This window comes from Propionigenium maris DSM 9537, from assembly GCF_027925155.1.
Lineage (GTDB): Bacteria > Fusobacteriota > Fusobacteriia > Fusobacteriales > Fusobacteriaceae > Propionigenium > Propionigenium maris.
Window position 1 is genome coordinate 16,392 of sequence record NZ_BSDY01000017.1, and the last position, 14,952, is coordinate 31,343.

10 protein-coding genes are annotated in these 14,952 nt (G+C 38.0%); 4 read left to right on the top strand and 6 right to left on the bottom strand.

Going from position 1 to position 14,952, the window contains the following annotated elements; all coding sequences use genetic code 11:
- Positions 1–93 precede the first annotated feature (93 nt).
- The 6 genes from QMG11_RS14610 to QMG11_RS14635 form a co-directional block, all read right to left on the bottom strand.
- Entirely contained in the window at positions 94–438 is a 345-nt protein-coding gene (locus QMG11_RS14610; protein WP_281836977.1) for a rhodanese-like domain-containing protein, read from the bottom strand.
- An 18-nt stretch (positions 439–456) separates the two neighbouring features.
- On the bottom strand, positions 457–2,289 hold the full coding sequence (locus QMG11_RS14615) for a S8 family serine peptidase (RefSeq protein WP_281836979.1): 1,833 nt from the start codon (positions 2,287–2,289) through the stop codon (positions 457–459).
- Positions 2,290–2,314: 25 nt separating this feature from the next.
- Positions 2,315–4,135, bottom strand: coding sequence for a cellulose binding domain-containing protein (locus tag QMG11_RS14620; protein WP_281836981.1), 1,821 nt, complete (start codon positions 4,133–4,135; stop codon positions 2,315–2,317).
- Between the two features lie 581 nt (positions 4,136–4,716).
- Entirely contained in the window at positions 4,717–5,010 is a 294-nt protein-coding gene (locus QMG11_RS14625) for a hypothetical protein (protein WP_281836983.1), read from the bottom strand.
- Between the two features lie 563 nt (positions 5,011–5,573).
- Complete coding sequence (locus tag QMG11_RS14630) at positions 5,574–8,516, bottom strand: glycoside hydrolase family 18 protein (RefSeq protein ID WP_281836984.1); 2,943 nt, start codon at positions 8,514–8,516, stop codon at positions 5,574–5,576.
- Between the two features lie 94 nt (positions 8,517–8,610).
- A complete protein-coding gene (locus QMG11_RS14635; protein WP_281836986.1) occupies positions 8,611–8,853 on the bottom strand; it encodes a hypothetical protein in 243 nt (80 codons plus the stop codon).
- 218 nt (positions 8,854–9,071) lie between these two features.
- Between QMG11_RS14635 and QMG11_RS14640 the strand changes: the two genes are divergently transcribed.
- The 4 genes from QMG11_RS14640 to QMG11_RS14655 all read left to right on the top strand — a co-directional run bounded on the left by QMG11_RS14640 (position 9,072) and on the right by QMG11_RS14655 (position 14,482).
- Positions 9,072–9,446: a MerR family transcriptional regulator gene (locus tag QMG11_RS14640; RefSeq protein WP_281836988.1), complete on the top strand. Its 375-nt coding sequence runs from the start codon at positions 9,072–9,074 to the stop codon at positions 9,444–9,446.
- Positions 9,447–9,662: 216 nt separating this feature from the next.
- Entirely contained in the window at positions 9,663–13,118 is a 3,456-nt protein-coding gene (locus QMG11_RS14645; protein WP_281836990.1) for a glycosyl hydrolase family 18 protein, read from the top strand.
- A 53-nt stretch (positions 13,119–13,171) separates the two neighbouring features.
- Positions 13,172–13,498, top strand: coding sequence for a hypothetical protein (locus tag QMG11_RS14650; protein WP_281836991.1), 327 nt, complete (start codon positions 13,172–13,174; stop codon positions 13,496–13,498).
- Positions 13,499–13,501: 3 nt separating this feature from the next.
- A complete protein-coding gene (locus tag QMG11_RS14655; protein ID WP_281836993.1) occupies positions 13,502–14,482 on the top strand; it encodes a phospholipase effector Tle1 domain-containing protein in 981 nt (326 codons plus the stop codon).
- The last annotated feature ends 470 nt before the right edge of the window (positions 14,483–14,952 follow it).

The window sequence follows — 14,952 nt, forward strand, 5'->3', positions numbered from 1 at the left end:
GTCTTGACTCAGTGTAAAGGGGTTGAGATAATTCTAAGTTCCAGATCACTCCCTTAAGTTTTTATGGTCTTAACCTAAGACCCACTTCTACCCTCAGGCGTTGCAACCATCCATACCGTCCTTTAAGTTATACAGCTTCTTAAACCCCTTTGCCTCCATCATGAAGCAGGTTCTCATACTCCTGTTTCCGCTTCTGCAGACGACCAAATACTCACCTTCCCTGTTTAACTCCTCAATCTTACTCTCGAAGTCCTCATCATAATAGTTTATGTTTAGTGGATCCTCCACAAGAGATGGCACCTCGGCGATCTCCTCAGGAGTTCTAACATCTAATACCACTACATTGGGATCTGTGATGAGTCTAAGTGCTTCCTCCTTTTCCACATCAAACTTATCTTCCTGCTTTTCAATTATATCTGAGTACTTTGTTAACTCCACCGGAGTTACACCACCTCCTCAGCCACCGCTGCTGCATAGAGACCTGATAACTCCTTCTACAAAGAATACCCCTGGATCTTGAGCAGGTGTCTTAAAAGATACACTTTCTGTATTAGTAGTTATGACCTTCTCTATCACCCCTGTACAGCTCTTTAAATAGTAAGTTATTTTATCCAGAGCTCCCTCAAATTTCAGTTTGACAGGTTCTACGGTGAAAACACCTGATTTCTCCGTTAGCTTCAATTTGTCACTAACCGCTTCAGTTGAACCTGGCAAGCCATACTTTTCCTCCAGCATTTCAATGGCTGCTCCCACATCGGGTCTTGGTCCTATCTCGTGACTGTGAGGGCCCTTTATCCCTGTCTCTAGAAGGAGTTCTCTCATACTTGCAGGTCCAAGAGTAACGTTGAGTTTTGTTTTGGCATAGGACTGTATCAATGCCAAAGCCCCTGCACAAATAGGGGTAGCGGAGCTTGTCCCACTATATCGGCTGGTGTAACTGTTATCGTTATTATTCCCCCATAGATCTTTATACCCGGTACTTGTCACATTGTGTCCCCAGGCATTTATATATACCTGGTGACCGTAGTTACTAAAGCCCAGTCTTTTATGCCCGGAATAGCTCTCTCCTGCTCCAATGAGCATTCCTCCATTTTCTCCCCACTGGGTATATTCTGGAAAATTGTGTAGATTGTTACTCCCGTTTCCAGCTGCACAGATGACTATTACTCCCCTTTTTGTCATCCTCTGGAAGCAGTCCCATATACTTTTTTGGTAATCATAGGGAAGGAGTTTTCCACCAATGTGCCACTGTATATCAAAGCTTAAAATATCTCCTGGGTTTGCATCGGCTTCCATCCTGAGCATGTCTCCTGTATCATAAAAATTAAAGTTGCAGGTCTGGGCTATTCCCATTACTCCGTAGCCATTGTGCCTGGCGGCAATTATTCCTGTGGATGCAGTTCCATGGTTACAATCTTCTGTCTCCGGCCTGCTGCTTACCACATTTATATTCCCCAATAAGTCTATATGGTGCCTGTATACTCCAAAATCCAGGTGCCTTACAACGCTTCCCTGCCCTTTAATCCCCTTTCTCCAAGCTGCTTTAGCATTTACTCCCGGATAGGAATCTAGGTACCCCTGCCTCTGCTGAAAATCAGGTGGAGTAGTAGCTGCTCCCGTTACACCAGAGATACCACTAACTATTGCTGGTATAGCCTCTCCGCTCTCTAGGGAACAGTACTCTACAAAGTTGGACTCTTCTAACTCCTCTGCCAGTTTAAGCAGCTCTAGATTTGAAAGTTTTGGCGATACCCTGTATAAGTTTAAGGCTCCTTGGTCAGAGTGATTTCTTTCCCTGATCCTTCTTACACTCTCCTCCTCAAGAACTCTTTGAAACTCAACCCTCTCCTTTAATAGATCATAAAAGGACAGTGTTTCTGGATTTTTTTTCAGGTATTCAATCCCCCCCTCTTTGAACTTGACCAATAGTCTATGCTCCTTCTTTGGGTCACCTAACTTTAGATTCCCCTTTAGATTAGGAATCCTCCTCTTTAATCTACTTTCATCGGAAACAACTGGGGCTCCTACCTTTAATACATTTGAATTTCCTTCTTCCGTATCGCCATTTTCATATAAGATTCTAGCCTCTAGCCTATATATCTGCGCTTCTGTGTAGTTAAAGATCACTACCTCTTTAGGATCTTGTGATGCCCTTATATCCCTTATTATCTCCCCAGTCTTCAAAATATAAGTTATCTTCTCTATTTTTTTTTCACTTCCATTAGAAAGAATCTCCCCGTAGAGAGTTCCGTCACTTTCAGCACTTCTAGTAAGTAATATATTTAACACTTTTACCACTCCTCAAATATTAAAATTAAATAACCTTGACTCCGTTTGAGAAGGTTGTTACCACTTCTCCATCTATAAGTCTAAAACTTGCTTCTGCATAATAAAAGTCGTTATGTCTAGGGTTAAAAAATACTGCTTTGTCATATTCTGTAGAAGTCTTAGTTTCTACCTCTCCACTACAATTCTTTAAAGTATAGGTGATCGTTTGAATTTTTTCAGTACCAAATATATTAAGAGGCTGCACCTCTAATGTTTTTTCAGCTGTATAATCTAATTGCAGGTACTCTACTGAAAATTTAACATTAAAAGTTGCTGATCTTTTCCATAGTGGTGGATATAAATTTCCATCATTTAAAGAATACTCTGCTTCTACCTCCACATAGTAATCTCCAGGCTCTTCAACTGGATTAAATTTTATAGAAGCCTCCCATGCTTCTACTTCCTTAAGCTCCACTAAACTTCCGTTAATGTTATATAACTTATAAGTAAGCTTTGTTACAGCAGAGTCAGGGTCACTAAGATAGCAATAGGCCGTAACTTCCCTACTAGAATTATCAACGTGACAATCAACCCCCTCTATAGTTGGCCTCTCCCTAACTTCTTCCTCTCCCTGAACTTTTACAGTATTTGAATTATGGTTAATAAACTGGAGATCTTGACCACCGCCTAGCAGGTCAACTGTATACTCTCCTTCCACTAGATAGTTGTTCCCTGGTTCCGATAATGCACTAAAGCTTATAGCTTCAGAAAGCAGACCTGTATACTTCACCTCAACAATCTCGCCATTCTTCTTTAACTTATAAGTTATTCCAGTAATTGCCTTATCTGGATCTTGATACCTCACCGTTGATACAATAAATCTCTTGGTATTGGAATTATGTGATAACACCACTTCCTCTATTATAGGCTTTTCTTTTGGAAGGATCTCTCCCACGTCATCTACAACTTTACCATTTACTTTTAGAAGGCAAGGTTTTCCATTAAGAAAGCAATTCTTAATGGTATCCTCTCTATTTATAGGGCTCCCATTAAATCCAAAATTAATCGATCCTAAGTTACCATTCCAACTTGCGTTTTTAAATACATGTTTTGAATTAGTAAAGCTGTAGTTTGAAGAATAGGCACTAACAACTCTGAAGTCAGATTCAAATTCTAAAGTCCACCCATTGATAGCTTCTCCACTTTTATTTGTAACAAATACCGTTCCTCCAAAATCACTGTATCTGTTGGCTATATTAATATTTACTTCGATATCTCTTTCAACTGTTTCTTCTTGAGCTTTTACAATATTGGAGAGGTGCCTGATAACTTTAATTGGTTCACTTCCTACTTGTAGGTCTGCTGTATATTCTCCCTCTACCTGATAGTGTCCAGATTCGGCTATTGAAGCAAAGGCCACTGTTTCCGAAATAACTTTCGTATACTTTGTTTCTATAACCTCGCCATTTTTTCTCAGCTTATAAACTATTCCGGTAACAGCTCTATCCGGATCCTGATATTTCACAGTGGACACTTCAAACCTCTTTTGAGCGGTATCATGATTCAGCAGCACCTCTTCTATCACTGGCATTCTTTTTGCTGTTTCCTCACTTTCTATAGGACATTCAAGGCAAAAAATTATGTCTCTTATTTCATAAAAATTTGCCTCCCACTGTAAAAAGCTATCTATAGTAGAATCTAAGCTCAGCTCCTGGGACATTCTTATTAACTTTTCTATCTTTCCTTTAACTATATCCAGTTCTTTTTGATATTTTTCTTCAACCTTTACTGTCCTTATCAAATCAAATTTCTTTATTAATGAATCGAGTTTGCTTTCTATTTCCGAAATACTCTCATGAATTTTCACTACGCTTTAACCTCCTTGAAAAAAATAGATCCTTAAATTTCAAATTACGACTTTTTACAACAAACTATTACCTAAAATAATATTAATTCCAAATAATAAAGTTTTAAGGTTGACTTTCCAATAACTCTCTATCCTCTAACTGTAAAGCTTTAACTCGAGATAAGGTTTAAGAGAGTCCTCTGGAATCAGACCTACTACTTTTTCTTCTAATACTTCCCGCTGCTCTTCCAGCTTTGCAGGTGGTTAGTTAATCCCTTTTTATTATCCTATCAAATTTCGCTTCTGCCGCAGCCTTTATCTTAAAAAGATTTATCATCCTCTTTCCCAAATTTTTACTTGATTCGAAAGGCCTAGGGAAACCATCTTCTATCCAGCACCATCTAGTAGATCATAGTAATACTTAGCTGTACAGTAATATGTCCCTGTTTCATTAAAGGTTACAGGCTCTACATGTTTAACTGCTTTACTCTCTTCTATGTCCCAACTCTTCCCTCCATCTCTTGATCGTAATCTACTCTCACTATGGTCTTATCTGGATCTCTAATATTCTTCAACTGTCCCTTCAAAGGGTTATTTAAGTTTTAAAGTTCCACAGAATCTATACTAGGAGCCTCTTTTTTTAAAATCTTTCCATAATTTTCATCAATCCACTTAATAGCAGCTTCAACGTCTGATGTGACTCTTGTCTGGTGGGGAGTAACTCTATTTATTCCGGTTTCAACTAAAACCTCTCTCATCTCCTCCAGTCCTAGTGTAATGCCATAAGTATTTTTAGCATGGAACTGTATAAGAGCTGCTGCTAAACACATGGGAGCTACAAAGCCGGTTCCCTTATACCTTAAAGTATATCTATTATTAGTATTTATGATTGCCACTTTTTCTCTCCCATTAATTAACCAATCTCCTTTCCACTTCAGTGTCGCTAAGAAGCCTCTTCCACATTAATTTATTCACAAAAATACTGCATAAAGGTTAAAAAAGCTTGAATTCATTGAGCTTTTGAAACCATCCCTCATCAAACTTAACTATTAACCTGTGAAGCTTAGCTGGATCTCAAATCCTCAACTTTCCCTTAAAATCAATATTTTTCCTCTTGCTTTTGTCTTTTGAGGAATAACTTTATTTAGTTTTTTCTTATTTGACCTTAATTTAGTTACAGAACTATCTACAAGCGTTATTAAAACTTCAACCCCATACTCTCCCATTGAAAAATATTCACAGGATACAAAGTTAGGAAATTTTGAATATGACTGCTTCTTTATACCTTTTCCAGCCCTTTTAAGGTAAAGGATACCTTTTTTACAGACGACTTATCATCTAATAATTTTAACCTCATTAGCTCCAGCCACCCTTGTTAATATTTCATCTTCTCTCATTACAGTTAACCGCCTTTTTATTGAGGGTCTGCACTGCTACAGACCCTCCTCTTTGCTTCTACCTATTTAAGCCACTTTTTATTGTAGTTACTCTGGGCTACTACTCTTGCATTCGACTTAAAGCTATCGAATATTACTTCTGAAAGCATGTGATCCTCCACTTCAAGTCTATCATAGTGGGATGGGTCTCCTATGGTGTTCACTCCAAAGTCATCCATACTGATGTCCCAGGCTATTACTCCCCCAAGCTCCTTTTTCTTTAGGTAGCTCAGCTTATAAGATAAAGATTCCTCATCTTCATAGGTATAGAATATTCCATCCTGTTCACTGTATAGGTAAGGAGCTTTGGCTTCCGAATCATAATATCTTTTGAAGTTACGTCCCAGCAGAGTGGTCCCTCTAAATGGATTTTCTGGTCCTACCACAGGATCCAGGGTCACCACATTTACATTTTCTCCCCTGAGAAGTTTATTGATATGGCTAATCGGAAGTACTCCGGCACCCCTTCCTCCGTCAAGGGTTCCTGGAGCAGCCCTTCCCTGTTCTGGGGTTCCTGTAGCCGTCACCATTGTATAAAGTCCTGGAAGGCTTGGAATCTCCCATCCTGATGAAGGTTTTCTCACATTGGACCATCCCCTTGAGTAGAACGGTGTCCCTATGTTGATCTTATGCTGAGGAACTCCGTAGTATGCTTCTAGGTAGTCCAGGAGCTCTTCAATGGACATGGAGTTGTACTCCTGTGCAGGTTCCATGGAATTTTGATGTGTATATGAGTGATGATTTGTCCTGTCGGAAAAAGCTCCATGGATGTCATAGGTCATATAGCTGATATAGTCACAGTAAGCATGCCAGTTCTCCACATCACTGAGCTCGATCTTCTGTCTTCCCGCACTTATAGCACAAGATAGGAAGTAGTATTTTCCATCCTCTTCCCCTGCACTGTCCAGTGCTTTTCTTAGGCTTTTCATAAGCTTGGTAAACATCTTTCCTTCATCATTTGTGGCTCTAGGGCATCCAATATCATAGTGGTTGTCCACCTTGTCTCCCTCTCTCTTGATTCCTGGATACTCCCAGTCGATATCAATACCCATAAATCCAAATCTTCTGATCAGTTCAACACACCTTTCCGTGAAGAAGGCTATGTTTTTGTCGGAAGCGGCATCTCTAAAGAATCCAGACCTGGACCACCCTCCTAAGGAAGGTATTGTCTTTACATATGGATACTTCTTACTGTACTCTACATATTCTGTATGGAAGGCATTGGTGCTTCCATAGTTTGAAAAAGCAGCGCTTCCGTCAAAAAAGTTTGGCGTAACCAGCGGATACCCTGTAAAGTTTGGACAATCTTTGTTGGCCCGCTTCAACGCTGAATGGTCATCATCTGGATCTACATTGAAACCATTTGTGTAATCTGGTCTTACATCGATAAAAGCATACTGCATATGGGTAATCTTGTCCCATGGTGAGATCTTTGGAGTATAGTTTAGTCCTCCCCACTTCCCCCACTCTGGGGTATAAGCTATAAACTTCTTTTCCATTGGAGTTCCTAAACCAACTACCTTGTTTACCTCCATAGGTTGGAGATGAGCATTGGCATCGCTACCTAAAGTATCCATTACGTGATCTTCCGGACACTCTGCATAATAAAACTCCCTCCATCCCCATTGTGATCTGTCTGGAGCCTCTCCCTTCTTAACCCATCCTACATGGTGGTAGTGTTTCCCTTTATAATAGACTTTTTCTCCTCCATTTTCGGGGTTTCCCCAACTTCCATACTCCTTATTTGGATTCCATTCTGGATATTTGCAAACTTCCTTTCCCATTTCAAAGGATGGAGCCATATTGCCTGTAGTACTCTTATAGTAAACAACTTTATCTGGGCCATCCCCTCTCTCATAGGTAACTTTATAGACAACTTTGACATCTCCTCTATTATAATATGAAATATCGACTCTATTTTCTGCCGATCCCTTATTGATGGAGGTATGATTAACTTTTCCTGTTTTTACAAGTTTTTCATCCACATATACTCCATAGGTGTCTGAAATGATTCCCCACGTATTATTGAGAGTTACTTCAACATTGTTATTAACCACCTTAGCATAGGCCCAAAGGTTTGAGTGTGGAAGATCTTCAGGGAAGTTCTCCTCTGTCACTTCGTTGATTGTCACCTTGTTTGATACAACTACCTTAAACTGCTCACCTTTTTTGTCGTTTAAATCATAGTAGTACTCTGCCCAACACTGATACTCCTCTCCTCCTTGGTAGGAATCAAAAGCTACACTACCTCTTGGATGAGTTTCTGCTCTTGTTTCTACTACAGTTCCTGCTCTATTTTTTAGTTTGTAGACAACCGATGTTATCGCTTGCTCAGGGTCAAGTACTCCTATGAGACTTCCACTTAGGCTTCCTTTATCCTCTAACATCATACCTTCAACTCTAGGTTCTTCAAGAGGCAGAACCTCCTCTTCTATATCTACATAGTTGGATTCAACTATAATATTTTTATCTGCAGTGCCATCCTCCAAGTTATAGACAACAGTAGCCTTTGAATAATAAGAGCCTACTGAATTTTCATTAAACCTAACCACTTCACTTGGATAATTTTTGATAACTTCCTCAACAACACTGCCATCCTTAAATAATGAATATCTAACTTCCAATATTGCAGAATCAGGATCAAAAACACCCAAAAGTGCTCCCTCTAAAGAACCGTCTTTGAGTACAAGATCAAATCCCTCCACTGTTGGTATTTTTTTCAATCCTTCCTCTTCATTTTCGAGGATTCTCTCTATCTCCTGAACAAGAAGCTTTAACTCTAAATGATAATTTAATGTATCACTTATTTCTAAGTCATTAACTAAGATCTTAAGCTTATTAACTTTTTCAGTAAGATCAAGTGCAGGATTTTGTATTTTATTATACCTCTCCTGAATCTCCCTCAGCTTGGCTTCATCTGTCGACTTTATCTTTAAAAATTCTTCATTATAATTGTTAGTTGCCATTGTATCTTGCCTCCTCATTAATCATTTATTTTGATTGGTTTAAAAGTTAATCAGGCTTTGAGCATTTTCTTAATAACTTTATCTTTTCCGAGTTTTACTCTACCTTTTCCAAAGTTTCATTTAAAGAATCCATTTTTTTTGATAAAAGAAAACATTTTTCTTCAAGTTGTTCTAACTCCTTTTTGTAGAGAGCATCTTCTCTCTCTTCCAAAGAGTTAATCTTTATCATCAACTCCTCTGCTGCTACTTCCAACCTCTCGATACGTAAACTTTCTTGCAACTTTAAGGTGTTGGTTTGTTTTTTACCTTTTTTTAAAATTTTTTTAAAAAGTGACATTTATCCTCCCTAATTAATCAAATAATATCTGACATGTTCTTATTCTAAACTGTGTTCCTGTAACACAGTCAATAGTCATTTTCAAAAAAAATAAAAATTATAATTTTATTCCAAATGAGATAAGTCCATAGATAATCTTCTGTTAATATTCCTCTTGTTAAAATTTAAAACTTACAAAATAAAAAATTCAACAATGGAAGAGAAGGAGAAAAAATACTGTGTCAAATCAAATTAACAATTCTACAAAAAATAAAAAAAATAGTTATATTACGAGAAATAAAATTGCAAGTCTGACAAACACTACTGTTCAAGCTCTTCGATATTATGAAAAGAAGAATCTAATGTCTCCAGAGTATATTGCAGATAATGGTTATCACTACTATTCTGAAGAAATCCTATCTAAAGTTAATCTAATTGTCAGACTCAAAAGTTTGGGGTTGGATATAGAAAAAATAAAATGCTTCTTTTCTTTAGGTTCTACTGAAAGTAGCTACTCTCTACTAGTAAAGTGCAGAGAAGACAAGGAGAGGGAATTATTAAAAATTCAGAAACAGTTAAAAAAAATTAACCGTTTTCTAAAAAACATTGATTAGTTAAATTTAACAGGGCTGTGCTCCAACCTAAATACAGCCTATATCACCACTCTAAGACAGTTGAGACTTTTCATTTAATAACAATAAAAATCACTCTTTTTCTGATTTTTTTTTTTTTGGAATTGACAAAGATAATTTTCTGAGATATTATCCTGTCAAGATTGGTTTAAAAGTCATGAGGGCTCCGCATACTGGATTATTATTAGGAGGAATATCGTGACAAAAAATTATGAATTAAAACACTTAAAAGAACGTGTTACTTATTTAAATAACGAAGTTAAAAAGATTAGAAGTAACACTAAAGATGCCTTAACGTCTCTTGCATTAAGCAGTGAATTTCAGATTGTGGAGGCAAAAATAGAGGAATTAAAAGCAGCCGCTTCAAGGTTGACTATGGAATCTGCTATCTACGACTTTTTAAAGATCTCTGCCTTAATGAAAGAAGTTGAAGATATGATCTTCAACCTGGATTACGTCATCCCAACTCCAGATTACATAGTTCCAGTTATTGGGGATCTCTTGACTAAACTTGGAGATGACAAAAAAGTTTCTGTTCAATCGACTCAGATATCCGATCCCGAATTAAGATTAAGATCTGTGGAATACACACTTTTTAGTGGATCTGGAGAAGAAATCGATACCATAAAGGAGACAAATGTATATGCTGAAGTTCACTTTAATAGAACTTTAAGATCTGATAACTATTATATCTCTGGAAAGTTTTTCTACCAGGGAAGCGATAATTTAGAAATTCTAGAAAAAATATCTTCTATTTTTACAGTGAGTGAAGAAGCTGCCAAAGTTGCCACTGTTAAACTAGATGCCCCTGGAAAGTGGGGAAATAGTTTTGCAGCTACACTGGAGGTAATCTCCCATACAGATGAAAATTATGGTGGAGATTGGGAACTGACCTTTGACACTAAACTAACGTCATTTCAGCACTGGCAGCTTGAAGATGAAAGAACAACCCAGGGGCTGAAGCTCACATCTGCCAAAGACTGGTCTGGTAGGCCCCATATATCACTGCCTCCAAACGGTAAGTTCATCTACCATGGTATATCTGCAGGTGGAGCTCCATTCAGCAAAGACGTTATTTCAAACTGCTTACTAAATGGAAGGCCGGTTCACCTCTATCTTGATGGAGAAAAAATTGATGAAGAGGAGATCATCTTGCCTAATATTGGTGAGCTCAAAATAAGTTTAAGGGAGGATAACAGGGCATCGGTGCAAGCTATGGAAGTGGTTGACCCACAGCTGAGGTTAAAAAAGACAATATACCAACTTTTGAATGAATCTGGTGAACTTTTAGAGACCAGGGAAACAGCTAATGTTTCTTCCGAAGTTGTCTTCAATACGGTTCTTAAGCCTGGTAGCTATTATTTTTCAGGGGAGTTTCACTATCAGGGAGAATCTCAGGTAGGGAGTATTATGAAGACTTCTCAAACACTTACAGTCGATACTCTCCCCACTGAAGGAACAGAAGGCTTTAAAATTGTAGGATATTATCCCTACTGGAAAGACGGTGATCTTTCAAAAGAAATTCAGTGGGACAAAATAACTCATTTAATCTATGCTTTTGCTCTTCCAGACACCGATAAAAAAGATGGTTCTCTAATGCCTTTACCTGATCCCGACAGGCTCAAAGAAATTGTGGATAAAGCCAGGAAAAGTGACGTTAAAGTGCTTATCTCTCTTGGAGGCTGGTCCTCTGGAGAGGAGCTCCTAGGGCCGGTATTCTCTGAAATTTGTTCGACTAAAGCTGGTCGTGAAACTCTGGTAAACGAGGTCTTTAACCTTGTAAACCACTACCAACTGGACGGTGTAGATGTTGATTGGGAGCACCCGCAAAGAGGTAGCGATGACGATAACTTTACCCAGTTAATCTTAGAATTTAACAAAAAACTTAAGCCTCAAGGGCACCTCTTAACCCTGGCAGTTCAAGCTGGTGTTATAAGTTCTGGAACCTCCTGGCAGGAGAATTGGCATTCCATGGCCATCACCGATGAGGCTATTAGGCACGTTGACTGGCTTAATATAATGGCATATGCCGGTGGGGATGGAGAACTTCATTCTCCAATTTCTCAGAGTTTGGCTGCCATGGACTACTGGAAAAATACAAGAAACATAGATAAATTAAAGCTGGTACTGGGAGTTCCCTTTTACTCAAGACCTGCCTTCAAAGCTTACAGGGAGCTGGTAGAGCTAGATCCTTCTGCTCCGGAAAAAGACGTAGTGGAGGGGATGTACTACAACGGAATTCCTACCATTAAGGAAAAAACCAGATTAGCCAAGGAGAAGGGAAATGGCATCATGGCCTGGGAGTTATCCCACGATACTCAGGATAAAAACAGTCTTTTAAAAGCTATCTATGATGTGGTTAATCCTGGAGAGCAGATTGAGGTTGATTTCCCGGATAATCTGCCTATAAGTGGTGCTGTTACAGTAGGAACTCTAAGGATTGGTGAAGATAGCTCAAGTGTCCATGGAAAATTCTACCTGCCTTCAGATGAAATTTACGATGAGTACGCTGTCTATGTTAATAATTCCATTGCGCTTAGAAGAAAGCTTCCTTCGGAGCTCTATAATACTACAGTTGATATTTTCATCGATGTAGCTGATCTACCTTTAATTGCAGGTAATAATCAGGTCAGTGTCGTTTTTGCCTCGACGGAAAATAACACTGTAACTTTCTATGAGAGTAATTCAGTATCGATCATCCATACTCAAAACCCCACCATCAAAAAAGGATTAGTTGGTTATTGGTCCTCATGGGGTGGCAACGGCCCTACCTCTTATATTGATCTTGAGGACGTCCCTTCAGAATATGGTACTATTGTTGCTGCTTTTATTCTCAATGAAGCAGACCGATGCACTCCTAAATTTGATCCTTCCGCTTCTGGAAGAGTAACCAAGGAAGAGTTTAAGGAAAAGGTTAAAAGAATGAAACAAAAAGGACATGATGTCATTATATCCCTAGGAGGAGATGCTGCAGTCTTCAAGCTGAGTGATCAGGCTCAAAAAGAAACCTTCAAGAGGGGCGTTATTTCAATTATAGAGGAATACGGTTTTAATGGAGTTGACATCGACCTTGAAGGGGGGGCTATTGGAGGTTCAGGAAATTATGATTTAATAGTTGAGGCTATTCAGGAAATTGTAGAGCACTTCAGACTCGCCGATCCTGAGTTCGTTTATTCTTTGGCCCCTGAAGTAGCCTACCTCATCCATAGAGGATTTGGAGACTTCTATATAAAACTTATACAGAAAACTATGGATCTAATTACCACCATTCATCCACAATACTATAATGCTCCTGGTACTGGAGTCTATGACTTTGACGGCATATATGTAGACTGCCGTGATCAGAAAAAATTCATCCCTGCATTTACACAGGCCCTTATTCTAGGACACGACGGTCCCGGTTGGGGACAGTCGGTTGCACAGACTTTCCATGTTGGCCCGCTTCCAGCAGAAAAGCTGATGATCGGGCTGCCTGCTGGACGTGGTGCTGCAGGTACTGGAGTTCCTTCTATGGAAGATATAAAAATTGCCTGGAATGAACTTCTCAGCAGAAACATCGACAATATAAAAGGATTCATGACTTGGTCTATCGACTGGGATGCCTACCATAATTGGCAGTTCAAGGATACTGTAAAGGAACTTTTAAAGATATAACTTTGTATTCAAGGGGTAAGTAATTTTCCCCTTGAATGTCTTTGGAGGATTTTATGGAAAATATAAATCTTAATAATTTAAAGGATGAAGTGGGTATTCTAAAAAATGAATTAATCACCCTCATAACTGAAGTAGAAGCAGCTTTTAAAAACTATGGTAATGACATTCAGATACAGACAGTTGAAGAAAAGTTGAATTTACTTAAAGTTTCACTTAAAACACTGACACTAGATCTTGGGATTGAAAGCTTTTTCAAAACTAAGGTAAACCTTCAAAAGTTAAAACTAATGATCTTTAGTCTTGAATTCATAGCCTCCGACAAAGCTTCCCCTGAAACCCCTCACCAAAACTCGACTTGTCACATGATTAACATTAGGTAATCTATGGGAAGAAAGTTATTTATCTTATTTGACGGAACATGGAATGATGAAAAAGGATTGTTTAATAATGAAGTGGTTTCTAACATAGTTAAATTAAAAAATCTCATTATTCCAAGTGAAAACCAAATAGTATATTATAGCCGGGGATTGGGAAGTGATCTAGAAAATTTACTTTTGGGAATGTTTGTTAAGGGTGTTTTTGCTGTAGGGGAAAGAAAAAAAAGACACAGAGCGATGCAATTTTTAAAAAAAACATACAGGGATGGAGATACTATCTACATCTTTGGTTTTAGCAGAGGTGCAGCTAGTGCAAGATTATTTGCAAAAGATATCGAAAAAAAAGGGATCAATGGCAAAATGGGAATTAAGATAGCCTTTTTAGGCATCTGGGATACTGTCTCTGCCTTTTCAGTTCCCCTTAGGGTTTTGGGGATTAAACTAAGAAATAGACGGGAAAAAATTATCTTAGATGAAGACATAACTTCTCTTAATGTTGAAAGGGCTGTCCACATTCTTAGTATTGATGAGAATAGGAAAATTTTTGAACCCGATCTTATAAAGATGGGGCCTGGAGTTGAGGAAGTCTGGTTTCCTGGTGTCCATTCCGACGTTGGAGGCTCCTATGATAAAAATGAATGCCAAATAGGAGACCTTTCTTTGAATTATATGATTGATCGTTTGGAAAGTTATATCCGAAGTAGAAATTATTCTAAAATTAATTTTACAAATGAGAGAAATAAAATAAAAACATTACCTAGTGAGCTTATAATTCATAAGCATCAATCTTTTTTTAATAGCAAACCTAGAAAAATAAAAGTTCATTCCAACTCTAATTGTGAGTATCCCTTAATTTGTGATCTCATCTCTCCATTAGTTCGCGGAAAAATAAAAGTTGTTAATCCAAGAAATAATAAACATTACCCTTATACCCCTAAAAATTTAAAGGAAATTGGAAAAAGGTATAAACTAATCGAAACCTTTTAAAAATATTTAAAACCAGATAAAAATTTCTAACTGAAATTTTATCTGGTTTTATTTTTAGGGCCTTTCCCAAATTACATGTAAATTGGGTCTATGCAAAAAATTCTGTAAATACTTTTAAATAATTAGCTTCCTGTGGTAATAAGTACATTACTTAAGGGAGGCTTTTTTATGGCTAGAAAACTATATTATAAGTTCTCGCCAGAGGCTAGAAAGGGGCTATTGGGAGCTATCAATTATGTGCATAAAAGAAGTCTGTCAGAGTAAAAAAGCATGTCATGTGCATCCGCGTCTTTTTAGGGTTCACTTGACATGCAAAACTTCAAATCTCATATATCGTTGGTAATCCAGACATAAAAATCCCTCCCTTAATTACTGGGTGATACTGTTGTATCAAGGTAATTAAGGGAGGGATCTAAAAATACAAAACTATTTATATTACCAAATAAGTCCAATAATTAGGGGGTCAAACC

Bases quoted from the DNA above. Each gene is read 5' to 3' on its own strand.
- QMG11_RS14630 (WP_281836984.1), bottom strand. From the start codon at position 8,516: ATGGCAACTAACAATTATAATGAAGAATTTTTAAAGATAAAGTCGACA.
- QMG11_RS14635 (WP_281836986.1), bottom strand. From the start codon at position 8,853: ATGTCACTTTTTAAAAAAATTTTAAAAAAAGGTAAAAAACAAACCAAC.
- QMG11_RS14650 (WP_281836991.1), top strand. From the start codon at position 13,172: ATGGAAAATATAAATCTTAATAATTTAAAGGATGAAGTGGGTATTCTA.
- QMG11_RS14655 (WP_281836993.1), top strand. From the start codon at position 13,502: ATGGGAAGAAAGTTATTTATCTTATTTGACGGAACATGGAATGATGAA.